At 48.9% G+C, this 26004-nt stretch carries 22 protein-coding genes and 1 tRNA gene; 7 read left to right on the top strand and 16 right to left on the bottom strand.

The genetic code is table 11. From position 1 onward, the window contains the following. Window positions 1–130 precede the first annotated feature (130 nt). Complete coding sequence (locus Mcas_RS05805) at window positions 131–412, bottom strand: hypothetical protein (protein ID WP_040334570.1); 282 nt, start codon at window positions 410–412, stop codon at window positions 131–133. 179 nt (window positions 413–591) lie between these two features. Here Mcas_RS05805 and mnmL point away from each other — a divergent pair, with 179 nt between their 5' ends. The 4 genes from mnmL (at window position 592) to Mcas_RS05785 (ending at window position 6074) form a co-directional block, all read left to right on the top strand. Beyond that, window positions 592–1521, top strand: coding sequence for a tRNA modification radical SAM protein MnmL/YtqA (gene mnmL, locus Mcas_RS05800; protein WP_040334569.1), 930 nt, complete (start codon window positions 592–594; stop codon window positions 1519–1521). Window positions 1522–1676: 155 nt separating this feature from the next. Beyond that, window positions 1677–4919 carry an ATPase, T2SS/T4P/T4SS family gene (locus Mcas_RS16370; RefSeq protein ID WP_052566912.1) on the top strand — a complete coding sequence of 1081 codons (3243 nt, stop codon included), beginning with the start codon at window positions 1677–1679 and terminating at the stop codon, window positions 4917–4919. A gap of 57 nt (window positions 4920–4976) precedes the next feature. Beyond that, window positions 4977–5048 (top strand) — tRNA-Gln (locus tag Mcas_RS05790). 81 nt (window positions 5049–5129) lie between these two features. Beyond that, entirely contained in the window at window positions 5130–6074 is a 945-nt protein-coding gene (locus Mcas_RS05785) for a ribose-phosphate pyrophosphokinase (protein ID WP_040334568.1), read from the top strand. Window positions 6075–6134: 60 nt separating this feature from the next. Here Mcas_RS05785 and Mcas_RS05780 read toward each other — a convergent pair whose 3' ends face one another. The 5 genes from Mcas_RS05780 to Mcas_RS05765 form a co-directional block, all read right to left on the bottom strand. Beyond that, window positions 6135–7949: a GspE/PulE family protein gene (locus tag Mcas_RS05780; RefSeq protein ID WP_081853641.1), complete on the bottom strand. Its 1815-nt coding sequence runs from the start codon at window positions 7947–7949 to the stop codon at window positions 6135–6137. Between the two features lie 445 nt (window positions 7950–8394). Continuing rightward, on the bottom strand, window positions 8395–8607 hold the full coding sequence (locus Mcas_RS18060) for a PIN domain-containing protein (protein WP_156033182.1): 213 nt from the start codon (window positions 8605–8607) through the stop codon (window positions 8395–8397). Beyond that, window positions 8604–9062, bottom strand: a complete 459-nt coding sequence (locus Mcas_RS05775) for a response regulator (RefSeq protein ID WP_040334567.1) — start codon at window positions 9060–9062, stop codon at window positions 8604–8606. Before Mcas_RS05775 ends, Mcas_RS18060 begins: the two co-directional genes overlap by 4 nt. A 15-nt stretch (window positions 9063–9077) precedes the next feature. Next, window positions 9078–9854 (bottom strand): sensor histidine kinase, encoded by a 777-nt coding sequence (locus Mcas_RS05770; RefSeq protein WP_040334566.1) that lies wholly within the window; start codon window positions 9852–9854, stop codon window positions 9078–9080. A 24-nt stretch (window positions 9855–9878) separates the two neighbouring features. After that, window positions 9879–11606, bottom strand: a complete 1728-nt coding sequence (locus Mcas_RS05765; RefSeq protein WP_040334565.1) for an AMP-dependent synthetase/ligase — start codon at window positions 11604–11606, stop codon at window positions 9879–9881. Between the two features lie 465 nt (window positions 11607–12071). Here Mcas_RS05765 and Mcas_RS19155 point away from each other — a divergent pair, with 465 nt between their 5' ends. Further along, the gene (locus Mcas_RS19155; RefSeq protein ID WP_353740384.1) at window positions 12072–12161 is read left to right on the top strand and encodes a hypothetical protein; all 90 of its coding nucleotides are present in this window, start codon (window positions 12072–12074) and stop codon (window positions 12159–12161) included. Between the two features lie 156 nt (window positions 12162–12317). Further along, the gene (locus Mcas_RS05760; RefSeq protein WP_081853640.1) at window positions 12318–13457 is read left to right on the top strand and encodes a sigma 54-interacting transcriptional regulator; all 1140 of its coding nucleotides are present in this window, start codon (window positions 12318–12320) and stop codon (window positions 13455–13457) included. Window positions 13458–13679: 222 nt separating this feature from the next. Here Mcas_RS05760 and Mcas_RS05755 read toward each other — a convergent pair whose 3' ends face one another. From Mcas_RS05755 to Mcas_RS16360, 4 genes are all read right to left on the bottom strand, one after another. Then, window positions 13680–14963 (bottom strand): adenylosuccinate synthase, encoded by a 1284-nt coding sequence (locus Mcas_RS05755; RefSeq protein WP_040334564.1) that lies wholly within the window; start codon window positions 14961–14963, stop codon window positions 13680–13682. Between the two features lie 32 nt (window positions 14964–14995). After that, entirely contained in the window at window positions 14996–16573 is a 1578-nt protein-coding gene (gene serA, locus Mcas_RS05750; RefSeq protein WP_040334563.1) for a phosphoglycerate dehydrogenase, read from the bottom strand. A 393-nt stretch (window positions 16574–16966) separates the two neighbouring features. Beyond that, a complete protein-coding gene (locus tag Mcas_RS16365; protein WP_052566910.1) occupies window positions 16967–18028 on the bottom strand; it encodes an RNA-guided endonuclease InsQ/TnpB family protein in 1062 nt (353 codons plus the stop codon). A 308-nt stretch (window positions 18029–18336) separates the two neighbouring features. Continuing rightward, window positions 18337–19212 carry a cyclic nucleotide-binding domain-containing protein gene (locus Mcas_RS16360; protein WP_052566909.1) on the bottom strand — a complete coding sequence of 292 codons (876 nt, stop codon included), beginning with the start codon at window positions 19210–19212 and terminating at the stop codon, window positions 18337–18339. A gap of 299 nt (window positions 19213–19511) precedes the next feature. On the opposite strand from Mcas_RS16360, the gene Mcas_RS05735 reads away from it, so the two are divergent. Beyond that, a complete protein-coding gene (locus Mcas_RS05735; protein ID WP_052566908.1) occupies window positions 19512–20996 on the top strand; it encodes a B12-binding domain-containing radical SAM protein in 1485 nt (494 codons plus the stop codon). A gap of 106 nt (window positions 20997–21102) precedes the next feature. On the opposite strand, the gene ybgF is transcribed toward Mcas_RS05735, so the two are convergent. The 6 genes from ybgF to Mcas_RS05705 are packed head-to-tail and all read right to left on the bottom strand — an operon-like array spanning window position 21103 to window position 25971. After that, window positions 21103–22155, bottom strand: coding sequence for a tol-pal system protein YbgF (gene ybgF, locus Mcas_RS16355; protein WP_156033180.1), 1053 nt, complete (start codon window positions 22153–22155; stop codon window positions 21103–21105). A gap of 21 nt (window positions 22156–22176) precedes the next feature. Next, a complete protein-coding gene (gene pal, locus Mcas_RS16350) occupies window positions 22177–22740 on the bottom strand; it encodes a peptidoglycan-associated lipoprotein Pal (protein ID WP_052566906.1) in 564 nt (187 codons plus the stop codon). Between the two features lie 13 nt (window positions 22741–22753). Continuing rightward, the gene (tolB, locus tag Mcas_RS05720; protein WP_052566905.1) at window positions 22754–24034 is read right to left on the bottom strand and encodes a Tol-Pal system beta propeller repeat protein TolB; all 1281 of its coding nucleotides are present in this window, start codon (window positions 24032–24034) and stop codon (window positions 22754–22756) included. Continuing rightward, window positions 24031–24948 carry a cell envelope integrity protein TolA gene (gene tolA / locus Mcas_RS05715; RefSeq protein WP_040334562.1) on the bottom strand — a complete coding sequence of 306 codons (918 nt, stop codon included), beginning with the start codon at window positions 24946–24948 and terminating at the stop codon, window positions 24031–24033. The genes tolB and tolA overlap by 4 nt, the downstream gene beginning before the upstream one ends. Next, the gene (gene tolR, locus Mcas_RS05710; protein ID WP_040334561.1) at window positions 24945–25346 is read right to left on the bottom strand and encodes a protein TolR; all 402 of its coding nucleotides are present in this window, start codon (window positions 25344–25346) and stop codon (window positions 24945–24947) included. Before tolR ends, tolA begins: the two co-directional genes overlap by 4 nt. Then, a complete protein-coding gene (locus Mcas_RS05705) occupies window positions 25327–25971 on the bottom strand; it encodes a MotA/TolQ/ExbB proton channel family protein (RefSeq protein WP_052566904.1) in 645 nt (214 codons plus the stop codon). Before Mcas_RS05705 ends, tolR begins: the two co-directional genes overlap by 20 nt. Window positions 25972–26004: the final 33 nt, after the last annotated feature.

Raw genomic sequence — 26004 nt, 5'->3', positions numbered from 1 at the left:
ATCCTATAGTATTTATTTTTTGATTCAAATAAAGCAAGCCCCCCTGATTCAGTAGCAAAATTCCGTAGTAAAATTATAAAGTTTCGTTGCGTATGTTAAGTTAATCATGTTCAGGCACTTAATCAACCCGCTACTTACGTGAGTCCCGGATTTCACGTATAATAACCCTAGGCAGATAGTACAGCAACTCAAGGGTGCCGAAATCCACTAACAGGGCGATAAAGAAATATCGCCTTATGCCCGGAATAAACAACATTCCAATGCCAATAAACAACGCACCTATCAGAGGTACGGCTGATATAAAACGCTTGCCTGTCATACGTCTTATGAGTATCAGCCAGTTACCTATGCTGATCAATGCACCTATAACAATCAGGGCTATCCCTGAGCCTGTATGAGCATCTATTTTCATCGCAACAACCAAAATCCGGCAATCAGGGCAACAAAACAGCCCTATCTGTCTACACGAAATATTATAGCAGATTTCGCGTTGATTGAATGCAAAAATATCCTTGCCGTAAAAAAAATCCTCCGGAGGGCAAATCAGGCGTGTTTGACATATGCAGAGCTAAAGGTGGATAATTATAATGTATGCAACAGTGGAGCAACTCTTTTGGTTCATACATGCGACAGAGGTTTGGCGAAATCGTTTACAAGGTGAACGTGGATGCCGGCTTTACGTGCCCCAACAGGGACGGCAAGGTCGCCTACGGTGGCTGCATCTACTGTAACAACGACAGCTTCAGGCCCTCCGCCTGTCAGCCAACCGTGAGCATCAAGGACCAGGTAAGCGCCGGTATAGTCTACCTCAAGCGCAGATACAAGGCAAAACGGTTTATAGTGTACTTCCAGCCGTTTACCAACACCTATGCCGATGTCGCAGCGCTCTCTGTGATGTACTACGAAGCCTTGGCACACCCCGACGTCATCGGCCTTGCCATCGGCACCAGACCCGATACCATCGACGAACAAAAGGTTGACCTCCTGAGTCATATATCAAAGACCCACTTCGTGCTGGTGGAGTATGGCCTGCAATCGATCTACGACAAGAGTCTGTTGTACATCAACAGGGGACACGACTACAAGTGTTTTCTCGATACCATTGAAATAACCAGAGACAGGGGAATCGCCATCGGCGCACACCTCATCGTTGGCCTGCCCACTGAAACTATCCAGGAGATGCTTGACATGGCCGATGAGGTTTCCTCGCTGCCTGTTGAGTTTCTAAAGATACACCAGCTCCAGGTTGTAAAAAACACCAGGATGGCCGATATATACAACGAAAACCCCTTCTACGTCTTTAGCTACCATGATTACCTGGACTTCCTCGTTGAGTTCGTGGAAAGACTCGCCCCGGGGATCGTCCTGCAAAGGCTCTTTGCCCTGGCCCCGGATGACATCCTCATTGCCCCCAGGTGGCACCGGACACGACAACAGATAATCAGAGACATTGACAGTACGTTCAGACAAAAGAATGCCCGACAGGGTAAGCGGTACAATAAAACAACAGACTGCCTGTAGTTAAGCGATAATTATATAATTTATTCATGGGTTATGGGTATTTAGATAAAGATTTACTTTTAATTAACCGATAAATTAAAATAATATGAAGTATGTTGAGGTGTTTCTTAAGCACATAGGGGCTGCTAAAAAAGTAGGCATAAGGAGCTTTTGATGTGGTGTTAAGGGCAAGTGAAAAACTCGGTGACATCCTGGTGCAATCCGGCATGATTACGTCGCAGCAGTTGCAGGAGGCACTGGAGGAGCAGAAGCGGACAAAGAAGCGTCTCGGTATAATCTTGTGCCATAAGGGGTGGCTCAAGGAAGAGGATATAGTAAGGGCGTTTTCCAATCAGCTGGGAGTCCCCTATGTTGACCTGAAAACCTTTGAACCCGACCACGTGGCCCTGAGGATCATTCCGCAGAGCCTTGCCAAGAGGTACCTGACCCTGCCCCTGAGCTTTGAAAACAATATCTTAAGCGTTGCCATGGCCGACCCCCTCGATGACCACCTCCGGGGGGCCATAAGGTTTGCCACCGGTAAGGAAATCAAAACCAGTGTGGCCACCACTACCGAAATAAGAAAGGCTATAATCAGATTCTACACCGGGATAAAGGTTGAGCATATAGGTGACATTCTCATAAAGGCAAAGGTCATAAACAAAAGACAGCTTGCCGCAGCACTGAAAAAACAAGAGACGGACAACCGCCGACTGGGAGAGATACTCGTTGCCGACAAGGTGGCTACGGAAAAAGACATCGTTCTGGCTTGCTCCGCACAGTTGGGCATCCCCTACAAGGAGCTCAAAGACGTTGAAGCAAACCAGGATGCCCTGCGATTCATTCCCCAGGGGTTGGCTCAACTGCACCTCATCGTCCCTTTGACAATTATCAGGCGGGTGCTGGTTGTATCCATGGCCGATCCACTCGACATCAACGCCATCAACGCCATTGCCATTGCCACGGGGATGATCATGAAGATCGTGATATCCACTACAACGGAGATAAAAGAGGCGATTAACAGGTTTTATAACGTTGAATGCCCCCAGTGTTTGGGTGAGATACCCGTGACATCATCTCTGGCAAATGCGATAGAGACAAAGCACTCGCCATCAGGTAAAAAGGTGATGCTGGGCGATGTCTTGCTGGCAGCCAGACTGCTGGAACCTGCTAATCTTGAACATGCCCTTGAGCTTCAAAAGGAGAAAAAGAAAAGACTGGGGGACATCCTGGTTGAGGAGGGCCTGATCAAGGATGTGGATATAGCCAGGGCGGTATCGGCTCAACTGAGCTTACCGTTTGTTGAAATGGATGATTACAATTGTCAGCCGGAGGCATTGAAGTTCATCCCGGAGAAGCTGGCCGTCAAGTTTCTGACAATACCGCTAAGTGTTGAGGGAAACATCCTGTATGTAGCCACAAGCGATCCCCTCGACAGAGAGGTAATTGATACCCTGACGTTTGCCTCCGGTAAGAGCATCAGGGTAAAGGTTTCTACTGCCACGGACATACGAAAGGGGATAGTCCAATTTTATCAAAAAAAACCGGTAAAACGACTGGGCGACATCCTCATGGATGCAGGACTGGTAACCGAGCAGCAGATATCGGAAGCCCTTAGTGACAAGCAGAGCTGCACAAAGAAGTTGGGCGAACTGCTCACGGAAAAGGGTATCGTTAGCGAAAGGGACATTTGCAAGGCCTTCTCCACGCAGTTGGGGATACCCTTCACGGACCTGACCGTAGTTACAGCCGACATAAAGGCCATCGAGCTTATCACCGAGGCGGTGGCGCAGGCCAATATGTTAATCCCCCTGAAGCTGGACAACCGCGACCTGACCATTGCCATGGCCAACCCCCTGGACATAGCAACCATAAAGGAAATAGGGCGTATCACCGGAAAGCAGATAACGGTCAACGTATCAACCCCGTTGATGATCAGGGATGCGATCATGCGCTATTATCAGTACAACAGCCCCCTGAGGGATATAAACGTAAGCGCAGACAAGGCAGATATTGATGCGGATATATATCAGACCAGCGATGACCTGATAAATGACATCAACTCCCCCCCAATCATCCGCATAGTTGACAAGATACTGCTTCAGGCCGTGAGGATGAAGGCCAGCGATATCCACATCGAGCCAAAGCAGAAGACTCTTGACATTCGCTACAGGGTAGATGGCATGTTGCGCAGCGTTAATCAACTGCCCGCACACGTGCAACGTGCGGTGTCATCGCGGTTGAAGATCATGTCGGCGCTGGATATAGCGGAGAGACGGATTCCGCAAGACGGTCGGATAAAGATCAAGATAGACGGCAAGGAGGTCGATTTGCGTGTCAATACGCTGCCCAGCCAGTATGGGGAGAAGGTGGTCATGCGGCTTTTGGACTCAAGTTCGGCCATCCTCAACGTCAAGGACATAGGGCTGACAGACAGGGACGCCACAAGGTTAAATGGTGCGTTGTCCGTCCCTAACGGCATTGTCCTTGTAACGGGGCCTACGGGCAGTGGTAAGAGCTCCACGCTCTATGCCATAATCAACTCAGTCAAGGAACCAACAATTAACATAATGACCCTCGAGGACCCAATAGAGTACAACGTTGATGGCATAAACCAGATACCAATCACCGAGCGCATGACGTTTGCGTATGGTCTGCGTGCTGCGCTGAGGCAGGACCCTGACATCATCCTGGTGGGTGAGATGAGGGATGCCGAAACGGCCAACATAGCGGTACAGGCCTCTATTACGGGCCATCTGGTGTTGTCAACGCTGCACACCAACTCCGCAGTGGGGGCCATTGCACGTCTGGTCAACATGGGGGTCAAGCCCTTTATGCTGGCCTCGGCCCTGAGGTGCATCATTGCCCAGAGGCTTGTGCGCAAGATATGCACCAAGTGCAGTAAGTCATACACCCCCTCAAGTGAAGAGCTTTTAAAGATAGGGCTTAACGGCAACGCAAAATCACAGAGCTTTAACTTCTCCAGAGGCGCTGGATGTTCCAATTGCGGCAAGACGGGCTATAAGGGGCGTATGGGCATCTTTGAGATACTGACGCTCAATCAGAAGTTACGCACTCTGATCGTCAAAGAGGCACCCGAACAAGAAATAGAGAAGGCGGCCGTGGAGGGTGGCATGTCTTTTATCCGTGATGATGCCATCTATAAGGTCAAAAACGGTTTGACAACCATTGATGAGGTTGTCAGGAGCATCCATATGGGGGATACCGAGCATGATGATGAGGGCATGGGGCATCCCTGTACGAAATGCGGAAATATGCTCTATCCCGATTATGTGCTCTGCCCCTTTTGTGGCACCCTCAGGGATGATAAATGCACCTGTTGCGGCAAACAGAGGTTGCCAGGCTGGCACTTCTGCCCCTACTGCACAAAGAGCTTCACCGAAGTGGCAACGGCGTAGATTTTTTTCTTTTTTGACAATTGTGCTGCATATGGTTTATAATTCCCTTTGAACAGTTGGGACGTCGACAAACGGCAAGTCAGGAGACTTTGGATCTCCCATCTGGAGGTTCGAATCCTCCCGTCCCAGGAATTTTGGCAAGAGGGCCTAATTAATTAGCAGGATGGCCACCTTAACAAGGTTGGCCAACTTAGTAAAGGAGTTATTAGAATGCCTAAAGAGATTAAACTTCTAACGGGTAACTCTAACCGCATGTTAGCAGAAGAGGTGTCTCAGTACCTGAACATCCCGTTAATTGACACATCGGTAAAGAACTTTAGCGATGGTGAGATATCCATAAAGATTAACGAGAACGTTCGCGGTGATGACGCCTTCGTCATACAGTCAACGTGCATGCCTGTCAACAACAACATCATGGAGTTGCTGCTGATGATAGACGCCCTCAAGCGAGCCTCTGCTGGAAGAATAACGGCCGTTATCCCCTACTACGGCTATGCCCGGCAGGACAGAAAGGTGCAACCGCGCGTGCCCATATCTTCGAAGCTGGTAGCCGATCTCATCGAAGTGGCAGGCACACACCGGGTGCTGACCATAGACCTGCACGCCGGACAAATTCAGGGATTTTTCAACATCCCCGTAGACCACCTCTATGCCATCCCGGTGCTCCTGGAGTATATCCGCCAGAACTGCCCCGTGGATAACCTGGTCATTGTCTCCCCCGATGCCGGAGGCGTGGAGCGGGCCAGGGCGTTTGCCAGACGCCTTAACTGCTCCCTGGCCATAATTGACAAGAGGCGTGAGGAGGCAAACGTCTGCATGGTGATGAACGTCATCGGTGACGTAAAAGGCAAAGACGTCCTGATACTGGACGATATGATAGATACCGCCGGTACAACGGCTCAGGCTGCCCAGATTTTGATAGAAAACGGCGCCAAGGTCGTGTATGCCGCCTGCACGCACGCCGTCCTCTCAGGCCCGGCAGTGCAGAGGATCAATGAGTCTGTCATTGAGCAGGTCATTGCCACAAACACGATCCCCCTTGACAGCAAACGAGAAAATTGCCCCAAACTGACCATTCTGAGCGTGGCGCGTCTGCTTGGTGAGGCTATCGAAAGGATACACGTAGAGTCCTCCATCAGTTCGCTGTTCTTGTAGCAGGCAGGGGACTTACCAGGGCTATAGCATTTGACCGGAGGGGAAAGAAGATGTTACCCCCTATCCGGTCATTGAGATAACTTCCTCGTAGGTGGTCATGCCGTCGAGGAGCTTGCGGATTGCAGCCTGACGGAGGGTTACCATCCCATCTGCCTTGGCTACGTCGATGATTTCGGCAAGCTCGACGTTATTTCTGAGGATACGCTTGAGGTTTTCAGTAAAATCCATCACCTCAAAGATGCCAATCCTGCCCCGATAACCGGTGCCGCGACACTCTAAACAGCCCTCCCCGTAGGATATCACGTAAGGCTTTTTTTCAAGTTGCAGATAATCCATCTCCTCCTCCGTCATCTCACGTTCGACCTTGCAGTGCGTGCAAATCTTCCTTACCAGACGCTGGGCAATTATCCCCACCACCGTTGACGAAATCAAAAAGGCCGGTACCCCAATGTCGAGGAGTCTCGTTATGGCACTGGGAGCATCGTTGGTGTGCAGCGTGGACATCACGAGATGTCCGGTTAGGGCCGATTGTATGGCGTTGTCTGCCGTTTCCTTGTCCCTGATCTCACCCACCATGATTATGTCGGGGTCCTGGCGCAGAAAGTTGCGCAGGATGCTGTCGAACGTTATCCCGACCGATGCCTGCACACCCACCTGATTGAACTCCTCGATGACCATTTCTATGGGGTCCTCGATTGTGATGATGTTCACCTCGGGGGTGGCTATGGCCTTGAGCGACGAGTACAGCGTGGTAGTTTTGCCGCTTCCCGTTGGTCCGGTCACAAGCAATATTCCGTGCGGACGCCTTATAAACGATGAATGCAACTGATACTCCCGCGGATAAAACCCCAACTCGCTCAACTCCTGCATGACCAGGTCGGGGTCAAATATCCTGATGACCACCTTTTCACCAAAGGCCACCGGCAGCGTCGATACTCTGAGCTCAAGCTCCTTGTCCCTGTGATGTGCCTTGATCCTGCCATCCTGCGGACGACGCTTTTCGGCTATATCCAGCCTCGACAGCATCTTTATCCTCGACACCACCGGAGAATGGACGCTCTTGGGCATAGAGTGGATGTAGTGCATCACACCATCTATCCTCAGACGCACAATAGAGCGGTCGCGCTTTGGTTCGACGTGGATGTCACTCGCCCTCTGGTCAAAGGCATACTGCAACAGATACTCAACAGCATTGATGACGTGTGAGTCGGTAGCCTCTATTTCGGCATGTCCCCTCATCCTAACGTACTGTTCGAGATTACCAAGGTCGATGGAGGGCTTCATCTCCGCACTTGCCGCCACAATCGATGCCTGGAAACCAAAGAACTCCCGCACGATCTTTAATATGTCAGACTTGGAACTGAGGATCAGTCGCATATCAAACTTCTTAACGCGCTTGATACTGTCTATGCCCTCGGTGTTCAGCGGATCGGCCACCGCCATGCCAACCACCCCGCGACTATCCTCCACAGGCACGATGAGATGCCGCATGGCAAAAGGCCTGGGGATATGACTGGTGACTATCTTGAGGTCCAGCTTCAACGGGTCGAGCTTCTTGTAGGGCATGTTAAACTCCGCCGCAATGACTTCGGTTATCTTGTCTTCGGTTAGGAGCTTACCGTTAGACATTGGCATCTCAAGTCCCAAGGCACCAATGGCCTCAGCCGGGGTAACCACATCACGTACCTGATTGTGTCTCTTGGCCAGGGCTGCATCATTAGCCCTCTGCATCCTGACACGGTGCTCCTCCCCCCTGAGCATCAACGTATCATGCTGCTCCTGCGAAATCAGCCCCCGCTTCAAGAGCATAGCCGTCACCATCGCCACGTTTAAGCTCTTGATCTGAGATTTTGAACCCTTGTCGTTTATAGCCATAGACCTATATTATACCAGAGTTTTTGAAATTATGATACCCTACGAAAATTGCGGATTGCGGAGCACTTCAGGCCGGCGTGGTCATATCGCTTAAGCACAGTAACAATGCCATACCACGAAAATATAAAAGTGGCTTAAATCAAGGCAACCTCGGTTGACTGTGGTACTGTCACGCTATGGGATCAGACGGATCAAAATAAGGAATGCTCTCTTCTTTAAGGACTGCCTTGAGTCCCTTGTCTGATGTCACCAATTCCAAATCCAAAGCCATCCCGTTGTCTTGCAGCGATGAGCGAACCGGCAATAAGCGCGTCATGAGAGCCAAAATTAAACCGCCCACTGTACTCCTCTAACAGATATTGAGCGTGCTTTACACAAAAGGAATCAACCTTAATCGTTGTTGCCTGTATATTCCCTCTACCGGCCTCACAATCTTTGATCATGGCTAAGATGGTGCAATAGGCATTAGAGGAGGAGATTTTTTTCTGTATTGTCCTAAAACCGAATGAATCTCCATTGATGTTATCTCGGAGATATAAAAAGAAACAACTCCTTTATCGTTTAGTTTTGCAGTCAATGCTGCGTAGGATGGAGGACATAACGGATCAAAGAGTATATAGTAGACATTTGTGTCCAGTAAAAATTGTGATGGCATCATAGGTCTCCATCTCTTCTCCTGGCTTCCTGAAACATCCCCGCAGGTAATGCAGCAAGCAGCTCTTCTCTCTCTTGCTCAGTAAAGGGTTCCAAATAATCCTTTGCCCATTCAACGATTTCCCATACGTCTGACTCTGGTCCCTTGTTAATATAAGCGCCAATCCTGTTTTTGATCAGTTCTTTCATCACCGTCGGGTCTTGATAATTCGTGTATACTATGACCTCGGCATATTTGTCAACCTTTCGTATCATCTTCAGTAACTCTGCACCCTCAAAGTCAGGGAGCCTGAGGTCCAATATTATAAGGTCAAACTTCCCCCTCTTCATCTCCCCCATAGCGGCTTTTCCATCCTGTGCCCACGTTACAGAAATGTCCTTAATTTCATACTCCAATGCCTTCTTGAGCATCTCACCTGTCTTTGGCTCATCTTCAACCAATAAAACCATGTCTACCATAATCAAAACCTCCTTTTAATTTTCAATGTTTTTAGGAATTGTTATAATAAACCGTGTTCCGTTATTAAATGCCTCATCTATTGAGATTGTACCACCGTACATCTTCAGTATGTTGTGTACTATGAACAGACCTAACCCCTCACCCTTGCCTGCCGGTTTGGTCGTAAAAAATGGATGAAAAACCTTTTCTCTATCTTTCACTGGTATCCCCGCGCCATTGTCTTCAAACACAAGCCGTATATAATCTTTATTATAGTCCCCTTTAATCCTTATGTCAATTTTGCCGGGCCCTTGCGTCGTCTTTTCATTAATAGCATCAATTGAATTTATAAGCAGATTGTTTATCAACTGGTCAAATATAACAGGGTCGGCGTTGAGGCTTACGGCACCTTTGTTGGAAGATACCTCTACGGTGATATTGCCGTTTCTTATGCACAGGTTTTCAGCTTCCAGCCTCTTCCTGATACGCTCAACGACATCAAAGGTCTCTGTAACACTTTTGCTTGAGGTCAGGGGAGACAGCCTCTTGTTGAGGGTACCCAGGCGCTGCGTCTCCTCAAGGATTGAGTCAAATACCTTAAAGACCTCTTCCCTGTCGATCTTACCGTCTTCGCCCTCCTTTTCAAACTTCCTCCTGTAAAATTGAACCGTAAACCGTATATTGGTGATTGGTTGGCCAAATTCATGGGTGATGCCGGTAGTCAGATCACGGATGGCATCTGAGCGTATCTTTTGTCTTTTTTGGCTGATGGGTAAAGATAGGCCCTTGATGATTTTATTAAAAAGTTTCACGTCAACACCTCATCCGTCAATCCCTTACTTATACAGTCCGTCCAGAACGTCCTTGAAGCGCTCGTGTACCTGCCTGCGTTTGAGCTTAAACGACGGCGTCAGAAAGCCCTCCTCTACGCTCAACGACCCGTCGTGGATGTAAAACCGTTTGATCGTCTCAACGGACGAGAGATTGGTATTTACCGCATCCACGGCCTTTTGCACGAGGGCAACGACTTCCGGGCGTCTGACCAGTGCCGAATAATCCCCCTCTACGATGCCTGCCCCTGCGGCGTATGCCATTAAGGCAAATGCCTTTAGCGTGATCAACGCCGTCAGGTACTTACGTTCATCCCCGTAGAGGACGATGTGCTCTATGTAGGGGTCGTCACGGAACAGGGATTCTATTATCTGCGGAGAGATGTTTTTACCGCCAGATGTGACAATTATGTCCTTCTTGCGCCCCAGTATCTTCAAAAAACCGTCGTCAGTGAGTGAACCGAGATCGCCGGTCTTGAACCAGCCGTCAGCGTCAAATGCCTCAGCCGTTGCGACCTCGTCCTTGTAGTATTGCCGGAAGATGTTTGGCCCCTTTGCCAGAATTTCGCCATCGGGGGCAAGTCTGAGCTGCACGTTGGGAAACGGCTTGCCCACGGTGTCAAAGTCGAAGTCGTCCTTGCGATTCATCGTCAACGTCGGTGAGCACTCCGTGAGGCCATAGCCTTCGATGATCAATAGCCCGGCGTCGTAGAAAAACTCCTTGACCTGTCTCTTCAGCCCTGCCCCACCGGAGAGACAAAACCTCAGACGTCCGCCCGTCAGGACGTGGAGTCTGTCAAGCTGCTGCGACCTCTGCCCGGAGAATCCAACGGCGTCGAGGTAAAGTTTCTCCCAATATGCCGGCACACTCATAAAGACCGTCGGATGCACCTCAGTCATGTGTCCCAGGACGGCCTGCGGGGTCGTAAGGTACGTTGTAAACCCCAGCGTGTTGCCAAGCCCCAGCTCGCCAAGACCAAAGATGTGCGACATGGGCAGCCACAAGAGGTCTACGCGACTCTCCGGGATCAGCGGCCCTAAGACCTCGATCCAGTCACTGGCGTTTGTGTAGAGGTTGTCTATGGTGAGGGTCACGCCCTTGGGTTGGCCAGTGGTGCCCGATGTATAGAGGATTGATGATACGTCGTCCTTTGTTATCGAGGCACAGAGCTGTTCAAAGGCGCCAGGGTGTTGCCTGCTTAGTGCCTCACCGGTGCCGTAGACGTCGTTTATTGAAACCAGTCTCTGCGTAACGTCTGCCAGCTTCAGGGGCAGGGTTGCGGTTGCGTTGAACTCCTCAAGGCGTCTCTCCACCTCGTCGGAGTCGTTGAGTCCCAGGACAATGATATTGTTAAGTCTGGGCAGCTCCCTCCATATCTTGAACAGAGTGGGTAGCAAATCAGCTTCGGTGATGAGCACCTCGGAGTCCGAGTGGTTGAGTATGTACCGGGTCTGGTTAGGTGTGTTTGCCTGGTAGACCGGAACAAGCACCCCACGGCAGACATGTATGGCCATCACGCAAAAGGGCCACTCGATTCGGTTTCTTGCAAAGATGGCAACCTTTTTATCCGACCCTGTGCCGATGTTGCGCATGTAGAGGGCAACCTGCGTTGCACGTCCAAGAAACTCCCCCCACGTGATGCCTTGCCAGGTGCCGTCTGTACCCTCATACATAAACCTTATGGCCTGAGGATGCTTCGTGCCCGTTTCAAAAAGTATCTGCGCCTCTGTCATTTTTTTATACCTCCTTATGTAAAGGCAAGAAGGGGACTGTACCCTCCGTTCCCTCTACCCTTGACTCTGTAATGGTATCTTTTTTATATTTCATGGTAACTATACTTTTACGCATCCTGGATTCCTGGTCAAGCCAGGAATGACCCCTGTTCGAGCCAAGGGCAGGCACAATTGGAAAACGGCTGTAACTGTCATTCCTGCGAAAGCAGGAATCCATACCTTTTAATCGTGAAATAAAAACTACCCTGCTTTTTAAAGAGGATACCTGTAATGCTTAATCCTGAGTTTAATATAACAAAACTTTTGCTCATGTACTTATCAGTGTTTATATCCAGCTTTAATTATAGATGAAATAAATCCTTTTGTCCAACCTCTCAGAGAGTTCACACGGCGTTGTATTTTCTTATAGGATGTCTGCTATAATTAGGTCTAAACAAGCTCAACAGGGCTTGAGGCAAATACAAGATTATGCTCGAAAAAAGTGGATATACGCCAAAAATAAAAGATATAACCGTGTTTTCTGGCAAAACGGTTATAGTGAAAAAAAACATGTGAAGTAAAATTCACTGGAATCCATCTCTGATACTTGGTTATACTGTAGCTATCCTTTTATGGCAAGGATAATGTTGGGATTGTGAAAAGAGAGGTCATAGAGAGAATATGACAAACCAGGTTATCGGTGGATTGGGGTGAACGATATATGAGAAAGTGATGTCTTATAACCAATTGCACCTATTTATTGAGCATTTGATGAGAACCATAAACGCTCATGCGACAGATATTGGTATCAGCTATGTTCCTGAGGGTAAGTGGACGTATGATCTGCCGCGGAGGAGTATTACCTTGTCCGTTTCAGATGGTCAGGAAAATTACATAAGTCAACAGGGAAGAGAACTTATAAATAATCATCTTCTATATAGCAAGAATGCGGAGATGCAAAAGGTTATCGAAAAGATAACCCTTGTAGCTGGGACGGATTTTTCCGTAATTATCCAGGGAGAGACGGGCACCGGCAAGACCATGATAGCGCGTCTGTTGCACACGTTTAGCAAGCGTAGCTCGCACCCATTTGTCCACGTGGATATTAATGCGGTGCCGGAGTCCCTCATAGAGACGGAGCTTTTTGGCTATGAGAAGGGCTCGTTTACGGGGGCATACAAGCGAAAGAAGGGCTTCTTTGAAAGTGCTGACAGTGGCACCATCTTCCTTGACGACATACAAAATCTCTCCGGCAAGGTGCAGGGCAAGATACTGAGCGTGGTTGAAGAAAAGCGGTTCTACCCCGTAGGCACTGCCAAGGCCGTCCACGTGGACGTCCGTCTGGTAGTGGCCACCAACGTGGATATTACGGTGAGTCTGATGGACAGGACAATGCGCGATGACCTGTTTTACAGGCTTGGTGAGTTCTTCATCACCGTCCCGCCACTGAGAAACAGACAGGAAGACATACCTGCGCTGTTCAGTGGGTTTGTTGCCGACGCCAGTATCGAACTCAACCGCAATATTGTGGACATATCAGAGGACGTCTTTACCATCCTCAAACAACATCACTGGCCCGGCAATATCAGGGAACTCAAAAACGTCGCCAGACGAGCAACCCTGGTATGCACGACGGAGCGATTACTGCCCCGGCACATTGAGATGTTGAGTCAGAAGTCAGTGTCTGCCGTTGAAAGCTCACCTATTCCACCGCTTAAGGCCTCTACTGCCGAGGTGGTCAGACAGACCGAAAGCAAGGCCATCAAAGAGGCGCTCGCCTTTACCGGTGGAAACAAGAAAAAGGCTGCCGCCCTGCTAAAGATTGATTATAAGACGCTCATTACTAAAATAAAAGACTACGGCCTAAAGTAAAAACTACAGGCTGAAATCAGCCATTCAGAGTATCAAGCGAACATAGATATGACGTGTGTTTACATGGACTAAAAGACTTTTTTTCGGGCAATTTTGTATGAAACACAACTGCATGGATAATCGAAACGCTCTATATGGCAGGGTGCCCCACCCCTTTGCGGGTGGGTCCGAGGGAGGGGGCAAGCCGCCCTTGGCATATAGGCAGAGCCCTCCCTTCTTTTCTTATCTCAGGTCTTTCAGAAAAATTGTATCGTCCCTGTCCTGGCCTGTGGAGACGATGACAATTGGTACGTTGAGCCGCTCCTGAATCATCTTCAGATAAGCCCTGGCATTATCCGGTAGCCCCTGGAAATCCCTCACTCCGGCAGTACTACTCCAACCATCAAATTGCTCATACACCGGTTGACTCTGCTCCAGTATGGTCATCTCCTTTGGAAACTCCGTCAACACCTTGCCACCATACCGGTAACCAACACATACGCTGACCGAACTCAAACCATCAAGGACATCCAGCTTTGTGATAACAATCCCCGTAAGTCCATTAATCCTCACGGCGTGTCTTAGTACAACAAGGTCAAGCCACCCGCAGCGACGTGCCCTGCCCGTTGTAGCACCATATTCCCCACCGTGTTCGCGCAACATCTCACCCGTGGCATCCTCCAGCTCGGTGGGAAACGGTCCGCCACCAACGCGCGTCGTGTAGGCCTTGGCTACCCCCAAGACCTCGTCTATGACCTTTGGTCCTACACCCAAACCCGTCAACGCACCCCCGGCACACGCACTTGAAGACGTTACGCAATGATATGTTCCATGGTCTATGTCCAACATCGTACCCTGGGCGCCCTCAAACAGTATGTGCTTGCCCTGGGATATGTACCCGTTGATTGTAACATCAGTGTCATCCACAAAAGGCTCTATCTTATCCCTGAAGGACATGGTCGTATCATAGGCCTCATCAAGACTGACAGGCTTGCCACCGTAGAGCTTTTCGATAATCAGGTTCTTTTCGGTGAGATTGTACTGCAGCTTCTCACGCAACACATCGGGGTAGAACAGGTCAGAGACCCTAACACCGGTGCGGGCTGCCTTGTCTGTATAGGCCGGGCCAATGCCCCTTCCGGTGGTACCGATCTTTTTGTCGCCCTTGGCGGATTCCCTAAGCTGATCAAGTGCCACGTGATAGGGCATTATCAGGTGTGCGGCCTTACTGACCTTGAGGTTGCTCCCTACCGCTACACCACGCATCCTTAGCGCATCTATCTCTTCAACAAGGGCTGATAGCTCCACCACCAACCCATTGCCTATGATACACAGCTTCTCCTTGTGCAGTATCCCCGAGGGAAGCAGATGCAGGATAAACTTTTCATTGCCTATGACGACCGTGTGACCGGCATTATGCCCACCCTGGTATCTGGCAACGACGTCGGAGGTCTCCGTCAGGCAGTCAACAATCTTGCCCTTTCCCTCATCCCCCCACTGGGCACCAACAATCACGATATTTGGCATTAATTCTCCTCTCTTTGATCCCTATAATTGAGTTATATTGTAATCTTCTTGACGCTCAGGATGTTGGGCAGTCCCTTTATCTGATTCATCATCTCCGCCCCAATGTCACTGTCAACGCTGACAACCGATACGGCCCTGCCCCCCCTGGTCTCCCGACCAAAGTTCATACGGGCGATGTTTATACCCGCCTGTCCCAGCAGATTGCCGATGTTGCCTATGACGCCGGGCTTGTCGTTGTTGTTTATAAACAGCATGATCCCCTCGGGGATGATCTCTATGTAGAAGTTGTTGACCTTGACTATCCTTGGGTCCCTCTTGCTAAACAACGTCCCCGAAAGGACGTGCTCGGCACGATCTGTCTTTACCTTCAGCGACAGCATTGTGTTGTAATCGCCGGCATCCTCGCTCTTGGTCACTTTGACCTCAATCCCCCTGTCCTTTGCTATAACCGAGGCGTTGACGAAGTTCACGGTAGCCTCCAATATCGGCGACAAAAACCCCTTCATGGCTGCCAGGGTTACCGGGGCGTCGTTTATCTCTGCGGCCTCACCACAGAGCTCTATGTTTACCTCTTTCACCTCGTCCTCGACAAACTGACAGGCAAAACATCCCAGTTTTTCAGCCAAGTCTATGTATGGCTTGAGGGTGCTGACCTGGTCAGCCGGAATGGAGGGGAAGTTTACTGCATTGCGGATGGTGCCGTTGATCAGATAGTCGGCCACCTGTGCGGCTACGGCCAAAGCAACGTTCTCCTGTGCTTCAACGGTTGCCGCCCCAAGGTGCGGTGTGCATATCACCTCGTCCAGTTTGACCAGTGGGGAGTCCTCCGGAGGCTCCTTCTCAAAGACGTCGATTGCTGCGCCAGCCACCTTACCGCCCTTGATGGCATCATACAGGTCTTGCTCGTTGATGATCCCGCCACGGGCACAGTTGATTATCCGCACGCCGTCTTTCATCGTGGCAATGGAGTCCTTGTTTATCAGGTTCTTTGTTTCGGCGGTCAACGGGGTGTGGACCGTTATGATATCGGCGTTCTTAAACAACTCTTGGATGGAGACCTTCTTTATACCCATCTGCAGGGCAAGCTCCTCTTGCAGAAACGGGTCATATCCGATGACGTTCATTTCAAGTCCCTGGGCCTTCTTGGCCACCTGTGTACCGATATTACCCATACCGACAATACCTAGCGTCTTGTTATACAGCTCCACGCCCATGAACTTCTTTTTCTCCCACTTGCCATCCTTCATTGATGCAGTGGCCTGTGGCACCTTGCGCGCCAGCGATAACATCATGGCCATCGTATGTTCGGCCGTAGTAATGGTATTGCCCCCGGGGGTATTCATCACCACGATGCCCTTTCTTGTGGCAGCGGCCTTGTCCACGTTGTCAAGACCGGAACCGGCCCGACCTATCACCTTAAGCCTCGTCGTGGATTCTATCACATCGGCCGTCAGCTTAGTGGCACTGCGGATCACTATGCCGTCATAATCAGAAAGACAGGCAATCAGCTCATCCTTGGGCATCCCCACCTTGACGTCTGCCTCAAGACCGGCCTGCCTTAGTATCTCAACCCCTTCGGCTGAGATGTTGTCGCTAATAAGAACCCTCATTGGGTAAATACCTCCATAAACTTTTTTTCTGATACTATAAAATTATGGTAAATTTGCTCTCCATAACCCTCCCTGAAGGGAGAAGGCTTATTATAATAATATCTCCTCACAAGTGGCAACCCCTGTTTGACGACAGGGGAACCGGACATCCAGAAACCCTGGTAGCATCAACGTCGGTGGACATCTTAAAAAATATCCGGGGCCATACTTTTAGGATGGCTTTAACGTAATATCATAAGAGCCTCTTGCAAAACTCCTGAACTAGTCCTTTTTGTGCTATAATATAGCAAACTAAGATACCAAAATAAAATGAAAACATAATACTATCAGAGAGTATATCATGGTTAGTGGAAAATATAGTTACTATTTCTATGGACAAATATAGCCATATCACTAGTTTTTGTGTACAGGGACCATATGCACCTGTGGTCTAAACCGATTCAAGATATTTAAAGATGCATTATAATCTGCATCCGCTGTATAGCCACAACTTCTACACTTAAATAACTCACCATTTCGGTTAGCCCTGTGGACATCTCCACAGTCAAAACAAGTTTGACTTGTATAGGCTGGATTAACTTTGTGCAATTGGACGCCAACTACCTCACAATGTTGCTCTAACCTATTTAGAAAATAACTATAAACCCATCTTTGTAACTTATTGTTAAACTCTTTTCTTATTTTACCTTTTGTTCCATGTTTTACATTTTTTAAATCCTCAACTACCATCTCTTTTACATTATCTAATTTGATCTGCTTAATTTCCTTGTTTATGTATTCGTTTCTTTCTATTAATGCCCTGTTAAATCCTTTACTCTTTTGCAACTTGCGGCTAATATTTTCTATTTTGTTTTGCAATTCTCTTCCTATCACATTTCCATTAGATAAAACTGCAAGTTTCTTATATCCGCAATCCAGACCAACACTCTCCCCTTCACTTTTCTTTTCCTTCTCTGTCTTATCAAAAAACACGTCAAGGTACATTTTACCTTTACCGTCTATTCTTAGTCTTGCAGATTTTTTCATAGTCCATGTTTCAAATTTATTAAAATGATAATGTCTTTTGGAAGGTATCAAAATTACTATCTTTTTCCCTAACGATGATATTTTTATCCATATATCAAAGCTATTGGTACCTTTCTGTATTTCTATAAATCTGCTGTCTAATTCAATGGAGTTACCACTGAATACAGGTTTTGTTTTGTTTTTCTTTTTTCTTTGAGACTTTACTATTTGTAATGCCTGCTTACCAGCACATTGTTTTGCCCTTGCACTTAACCATGTTGCCTGATACAGAAAGTCTTTTGAAATAAAACAACCACTAAATACCTGCTTGTCCCATAGCAGGTTTATAAAAATATTGACTATCCTGGTATACTCAGATATAAACTCTCTTAATTTTATATCTTTATTTGAGTTGCCGTAGTTAAGGTTAATTGTTGATTTTCTTGTCATTTGTTAATTCCTTCTATCTTGATTGTTTGCTCTTATCAATCCTGTGTAAATTTGACAAGCGCCAAGTTTACCGTCTCTCATCCATTATAACTTATTCCAGGCATTTTTTGCACCCTCAACTTTATGTCTATATTATTGCACATATGGGCATAGTTGTACATAGATTGAGTTAAGTTTTAAAATACAACGAGGGTACTGTTCCCCGAATTAGAAGAAATACTTACCGCCCCACTAACAAAAAAAACGGTTCCTTTGCCGGAGATTTGTAAAATGACCGATAACAGAGCAGGAGGTGGAGTACTGCCCTGTCAGCCCTTAGGTTGCGAGTCTGTCTTTTTGCTCTGGGCGAAGATTGCCAGTTCCTTTATCTTATTGTTTGCCCCCCGTAATCGTCTGCTAAAGACCTGCGTGAGTTTCTTGAAGAGTTTTAGGGTCAGGATGTCGTCGTAGCCTTCCATGATGCGTCTGTCGAACTCCAGCAGCACAACGTCGTCATAGGCCTTTGCGCGTGCCGAACGTGGTGAGCCATCGAGGATGCCCATCTCACCGAAGCAACTGCCGCGTCGCAGACGAGCCAGCACCTCTTCTCGCTTGCGCTCAATCCCCTTGGTGATAGCAATGATCCCGTCTACGATGACGTAGAATCTGTCGGGTTTTTCGCCTTCGTCAAAGATGGTGTCGCCTTCCTTGTATTTTCTGCACTTGCATATCTTCAGCATCGACATGAGTTCATCGTCGGAGAGAAAGGAGAAGAAGTCCAGGTCCCTGATTTTTCTGACTGTCTTGGTGATGGCTATGGGGACGCTCCTGATTGCATCGTTAATGGCCTTTTCGACATCGTTCATCTGGAAGGGGTATTGCAAGACGGAGGTGACGCCCTCCCTGTACATCCGCTTTAGCTCTCTGACGTTTATGTCGCTGTCTATCATCAGTATGACCCGCAACGGGGACTCCTCGTGAGACTGCCTGAGTTTTTCAAGCAGTTCCTCGTCGTATTTCATTATAGTATTATAATCGGCCAACAACAGGTCTACCTTTTCGGTCCTGAGGTTGTTCAGCAGGCTGTTTACCTTTGAAACCCCAAGGACCTTTGCATAGCCCAAGTAGTTCAGTGAACCCTTGGCAAAATCCTGACTCCGTTGATCGGAGTTCAATATCATAATATTTAAGTTGTCTTTTTCCATTACTTTTCCCTAATTATAAAAATAAACCCATACCTATTTATTACTATACATTATTTCACGTAAATACAGCAAGAGAGTCTCTGTGTTTTTTTCTTCCTGACAAAATTTTTTACAGCAAGAGTTTTTTAATCCTCTTCTGCTTACCAGAAATTTTGACAACGGTGAAAAACTAATGTTAGATTAAACCACAATGGGTTTGATATCGCAAAAGCGAAAGGCAGCGGGAGCAAATTACACGACCAGGGAACTCTCCGTGCCCTGTGTACTGGCTGCTGTCAGGCACTCATGAGGGGGATAGCTTGAGCAGGGACTTTCGGGTGACGTTTCTCAACCCGCCTTTTCTGAGGCGCTTTTCGCGCAGCCAGCGCAGTCCTGCCGTTACCAAGAGCGCTACGCTGTACTATCCCATGTGGTTATCCTATGCCGCAGCCACTGTTGCCGGTGCGGGATTTGAGATAGACCTCATCGATGCCCCTGCCGACAACATCAACATCGACGCTGTTACGGACAGAGTGCGTGCATTTGGCCCTCGCCTGATAGTCGTTGACACCAGCACGCCAAGCATATACAACGACGCTGCCATGTGTGTCCCTCTCAAGAAGGCGCTACCCGATAGCTTCATCGTGATGGTTGGGACGCATGTATCCGCACTTGCACGAGAATCGCTAATGCTGGAGAGGGCCGTTGATGCCGTAGCCGTCGGCGAGTACGATTACACGTTGAGGGAGCTTGCCGTGGCGCTGCGGCAGGGAACGTCTCCGGTGGAGGTCAAGGGGCTTGTGCTGCGGGATGCCGGCCAGGATGGTGAACATGGTGGCGGTTTTACAGATACCGGAAGACGACCGTTGATAGACAACCTCGATGACCTGCCATTTGTCAGTCCCATGTATAGGCGGTTTCTTAATCATCGCAATTATTTTAATCCCAACGCCCTCTACCCCATGGTTACGATAACGACCAGCCGGGGATGCCCTTTTGAATGCATCTTTTGCCTGTATCCGCAGACAATGATGGGACACAGGGTCAGAACTCGCAGTATCGATAACGTTATTGCCGAGATGCGCTATATCGTTAAGTCCTTCCCGGAGGCAAGGGCAATATTTTTTGAAGACGACACTTTCACCGTAAATACCAACCGTTGCAGGATGCTCTCTGAGGCGATAATCAGGGAGGGCTTGCGGATATCCTGGAGCGCCAACGCACGCGCCGATCTCACCTACGACACGATGGCGGCAATGAAGGCCGCCGGATGCAGGGCGTTGTGTGTGGGGTTTGAAAGCGGCAGTCAACTGCTCCTTGATGGCATGAAAAAGCGGGTCAGCATCGAAATCATGCATCGCTTTATGCGTGATGCACGCAGGGCCGGGATACTGGTCCACGGATGCTTCATGGTAGGGCTGCCCGCAGAGACCACCGCTACGATGCAGGAGACCTTGGCCCTTGCTAAGTCGCTAAACCCCGACACCGTGCAGTTTTATCCCGTGATGGTCTACCCGGCAACCGTGGCGTACAACTGGTACAAGCAGGAGGGATTGTTGCAAAATCAGGACTTCTCTGCGTGGTTGACCCCCTCGGGGTTACACAACACAGTTATCAGGACACACGCACTGTCCTCGGAACAGCTTGTCCGCTTCTGTGATTATGCCAGGAGGCAGTTCTACCTGCGCCCTAGTTATATTGCCTACAAGCTGTGGCAGTCTCTGGGGAGCGTTCATGAGTTCAGGAGAAATCTCAAGTCCGCAAAGACGTTCATACGACACCTTCTGAGGGGCTCCGATGTTTAAATGAAGTGCCTCAGACAAGAAAGATGAGAGGGAACAGGCAAAGGACAGGCAGGAGCAAGTTCCTGCCGTACCCTTATTGTCCCCCCCACTTTAGTGTGCCACCTGGTTATTCGTCGGATTGCTGAGTGTTGTTAGCAACAGGCCTGATGGGTCTTGTCTTTGGTGGTTCGGTTTTTTTGCTTTCCTGGGGCTTTTTTACAGGTTCCACTTTGCGAGGAGATGGTGTGGTGGTTATTCCCTGGAGGGTTTTTTTGGCTGTTTCGGCCTCCGTACTCTTTGGGAATTCCTCTATCAGTTGTTGCAAAATAACCTTGGCAGTTCTTGGGTCCTTTATTTCAATAAAGGCCTGTGCCTGTTTCAACTTTGCAGCAGGGATTTTACTGTTACCCGGATATTTTTTTACAACTACATCGTAGCTTAGTATGGCATCCTCATAGCTACCTTCTCTGTAGTAGGTTTCGGCAATCCAGAAGTGACTGTTGCCGGCAAGGGGGTTTGCCGGATTGTCTTTGATCAAGCGAGTAAGCTTGTCTCTGGCCTCTTTGAATTTGCCATCCTGGAAGTCCTTGATGGCTGCATCATAGAGGGTCTTGACGTTACCATTTTCCGGTTGTGCCTGTGGTGTAGGAGGCGGAGGCGTGGGTTGAGGCAATTCACGGTTCGTTTCGCGTCCGGGAGGGATTACGGTCATACCCTTCTGCTGCAATGTGGCATCTATTCTGCCCATTTTCAGTTGCAGCTCTTTTATTTCATTTTCAATGTTCTCAATCTGAGCCTTAATAACGTCCCTGTCTGTTTTACCCTCACCAAACATCTTGTCTACGTAGTACTTTCGCTCCTCGTAACGACCCTGTAACTGCTGCATCTCTTTGTTTAAATGCTCAAACCTGGAGTTCAGATTCTCCTGGCTTTCACGTATAGCGTCAGAGACGTCGGGCTTTGCGGGCTTTTGTTGCTGTTGTTGTTTTTGAGCCTCTACAGCAGCCAAACGCTTCTTTACCTCCTGTAGTTCGTCTTTTTGGGTATACTGAGCGCTACGCAACACATTGAGTTCATTTCTTATTTGGCTGTGATCGTCTGTTGATGCACAACCACTAGCGATAACTGACACCACTGCCAGCGTGCATAGTTGTATCAATGGTCCTGGCTTATAACGCACTTAAACGCCTCCTGCCTGCAGTTACCTGCTGATTACAAAAGAAGCCCTTCTGTTCTTAGACCAACAGGTCTCATTGTGTTCAGGGCATAGGGGTTTTTCCTTACCAAAAGTCACCGTTTCCATTCTCGTTGCCGGAACTCCTGAAGATACCAGAAAGGCCTTTGTAGCCTGTGCCCTCTGGTCTCCCAGTGCAAGGTTGTACTCGCTGGTACCTCTTTCGTCGCAATGCCCCTCGATGAGGATACTCGCCGACTTATTGGCCAACATCCAATCTGATATCTTGCGCAGTATTGGCTTGGCCTCATCCAGGATGTCATATCTGTTGTAAGCAAAGTTTACGTTTTTAAAGACATTCTGCATTGCCGCCCTAATTTCCTCTTCCGTCAGTCCTCTGTCCTTGATCGAATCTTTGTCAATCGATGTTGTATCGCGTCCGTCCTTTGAACTATCCTTAGAGCTGACATCCTTATCCCTGCTGGTACTGTCCTTAGGTGGTGGTGGTGGTTGATCAGGGACTACAACCTCCTTTTGTGCGCAGCTCACTATAAAGAGCACTGCAAAAATCAAAACCGCCAAACGTTTCATTCAAAAACCTCCGTTAATTGTGTGACCATGAAGGGCCAAGGGCCCTTATATTTTTTGGTGATATCCTGTGTTGTCCTTCTCCGTTTACACTCATTGCATAGACGCCCTTTGCACCGTCACGGTCCGAGGTAAACACTATGTATCTGCCATCGGGTGAAAACGCCGGCTCTTCATTGTTACCTGCACTTGTGAGGACCGTCAGACCAGAGCCATCGGGTTTTACCGTGGCTATTTGAAACCTGCCCCCTGCCGTCATACAGAAGGTGATCAGATCGCCTGCCGGTGACCAATCAGGGGCCGTGTTGTAGTTGCCTTCAAAGGTGAGTCTGCGGGAATCGCTGCCATCGGAGTTCATGATGTACAACTGTGGGGAGCCGCTCCTGTTTGAGACATAGACTATCTGTCTGCCATCGGGCGAGGAGGCCGGTGAGACCTCTATCGTATCGGCATATGTCAGCGGGTTCAGCACCTTGGAGTTGAGCTGTAGCATGTAGATGTCCGGGGACCCCTTACTGGAGGAAGACAGCAGTAAAGCCTTGCCATCAGGGGTAAAGTCCCCAACAAGGTCGGTTGCCTTAGAGGAGAATATCTCCGTTTCGGAAGCCGTGTCAAAGTTCAACAGATTAATAGTCCACTTCCCTTTCTTCATGGCGGAGTATGTCAACCTCTTGCCATCGGGTGACCAGCGTGGTCTGGCGATGAGACTGCTTTTTTTGACGATTTTCTTTATGCGTTGTCCGTCAAAGTCCATGAGGTATATAGACCTGCCCTCACCACTGTCGTAACCAACAAATGCGATCCTGGTACTGAATATCCCCTTTTGACCCGTGATTGCCTCATAGATGTCATCGGCTATTTTGTGTGCCAGGGGGCGCAGGAGGTCCTTTCTGGTTGAGTAGTTCTTTTTTAGTATATTCCTTGCCTCAACGACGTCGTACACCGACACCGTTACACTGAGGGAGGAGTCAGCGGTTCCCTCAAAGACGCCCTTTACCACGGCTTCCACGCCAAGCGGTCTCCAGTTATCCGGATTAAATGGCGTATCCGACGTCTCAATAAAGGCATTTTTATCAACAAACGAAAAGAGATTTGTAAACTGCAGGTCGGACTTTATTATATCCGACACCCCGGTTCCCTCCGCAATGCCGGTAAAGTCCTGTACGGCAATGGGGAGCTTCCGTCCCCCGGGGGAAGTTACATCAATGTAGACCCTGCCCTGGGCCACGCTGCCTGCACACAGCACCAGCAGCAATACGAGCAGTTGTAATGTGTTTATTAAGCTTGACTTCTTCATGGGTAAAACCTTATGGCGACCTCCATGTTTTCCACCGGCGGAACCGGCAACGGAACCGCCTTGTTCACTGCGCTGAGGCAGGAGCGGTCGTAGAAGGTATTGCCGGAGGATTTATCGAGTTTTACATGTTCAACCTTGCCGTCCTTTGTGATGCTAAAAAAGACGATTGCTTCCAGGCCCTTTTTTGAAGAATCCGGAAATATCCACTGCTTCCTGATCAGAGTTCCAACCAGGCCAATATATTGAGCCAATATATCGTTGCTTTCAACCCCGTTGGGTGAATCATACAGAGAGGGACTGCTACCCGGACGCTGTGTTGCCGCCTGAGTACTGTTGGAGCTGCTATCGGCCTTGAGACTTATCATAGACCGCAGCTTGCTCTGCTGTTGCAGCTTTTTTTTGGCTTTTAGTGCCGCTATGGTATCTTCGACATTTACCGTAGGTTCTTGGGGCTTTGGTTCTGGCGTTGCCTTGTCTTCCTTTTTGGGCTCTGCAACAGGCTTAACCGGTTCCTTTTTGGCAATTGGTACCTCCTTGGGGATGGGCACGGTTTTTTCTTCTTTTTTTACCGGGGGGTCCTTTTTGGCTACAGGTTGCTGCACCTCCGGTTTTTCCACGCGAGGCTTTGTTACAGGCGGTTGTAGTTCCGGCGCTTTTTTCACCGGAGGTTGGGATGCCTTAGCCCCGGCGCCATCACCCACAGAGACAAGGCTTACTTTATACGCAGGGGGGATCAGCATCGGGGATTGCTTTTTCACCGTATAGGCCAGCAGCGTAAACACCACCGCATGGAGTATAAATGACAGCGCCGTGTTTGTCATAATATTAGGTTGTCTGTTGATATTGAGCTGTCTGGTTATAACCGGTCGCCTGCTGATATTTTGCTGTCTGTTTATATTTGGTTGTCTGTTCATTTTTTCGATTGTACCGGTTCGGTAACCATGCCGAGTTTTTCAATTCCTGCGGTCTTTATCTCTGCCATTAGTTCGGCAACCTTACCGTAGGGGACGTCTTTATCGGCCTCAAGGTATACATCGGGGTTACGTGCACTGATGGCCTTGAGTTTCTGCACCAATTGTTGCATGGTAAACTGCTCTTTGTTGAGATAGATATCGCCGGTCTTTTTTATGGTAATGGTAAACCTGTCCTGACTGGGCATAGACGTACCCTTTGTCTTTGGCAGGTCTACATCGAGTCCCTGTTTCATCATCGGAGCGGTTACCATAAAGATCACCAGCAACACCAGCATAACGTCCACCAGGGGGGTGACGTTAATCTCGGCAAGGACACGTCTATCTCTTTCTATCTTCATCCATCATCCCATGAAAGAAGGCAACGAGGTCTTCGGCGAAATCATCCATCTCTATCGTGAGCGTCCGCACAACGCTCAGGAAGAAGTTGTATCCCATAACGGCAGGTATGGCTGCTGCGAGCCCCGCGGCTGTTGCGATGAGCGCCTCCGCTATGCCCGGAGCCACCACCGCCAGCGATGCTGACCCCGCCGAACCAATCCCCATGAAGGAGTTCATTATCCCCCATACCGTGCCAAACAACCCTATGAACGGAGTTGTGGAGCCGGTGGTTGCCAGAAAGGCCAAATACTTTTCGAGCTTGGCACTTTCAATGGAGCCGTACCTGCGTACTGCCCGTCGTAATCCGTCTACGCCCTCGATGTCCCTGTCCTCATAGACAGACCTATAGATGTTGGCCACCGGACTAAGAGTGCATGCCCTGGCCACCTTATTAAGCCCAGATGCCTCTTTGCCGGCCTTGAAGTACCTCAGAAACGAAAGGGTCTCTCCCTTGGCCTTGGAGAAGTGCCTCCACTTGGTCAGGATGATACCCCATGATATGCCTGAAAACAGCAGCAGTGTCACCAATACTAGCTTTACGACAACCCCTGCCTGGAGCACTAAACTAAACGCTGTTTGATCCATAATTGTTATACCTTCTACTAAGAGGTATTTTAG

It is taken from the genome of Candidatus Magnetobacterium casense (assembly GCF_000714715.1).
GTDB classification, from domain to species: Bacteria; Nitrospirota; Thermodesulfovibrionia; order Thermodesulfovibrionales; family Magnetobacteriaceae; genus Magnetobacterium; species Magnetobacterium casense.
Note: the sequence above shows the minus strand (reverse complement) of the source record. Positions and strands in the feature narration are given on the sequence as shown.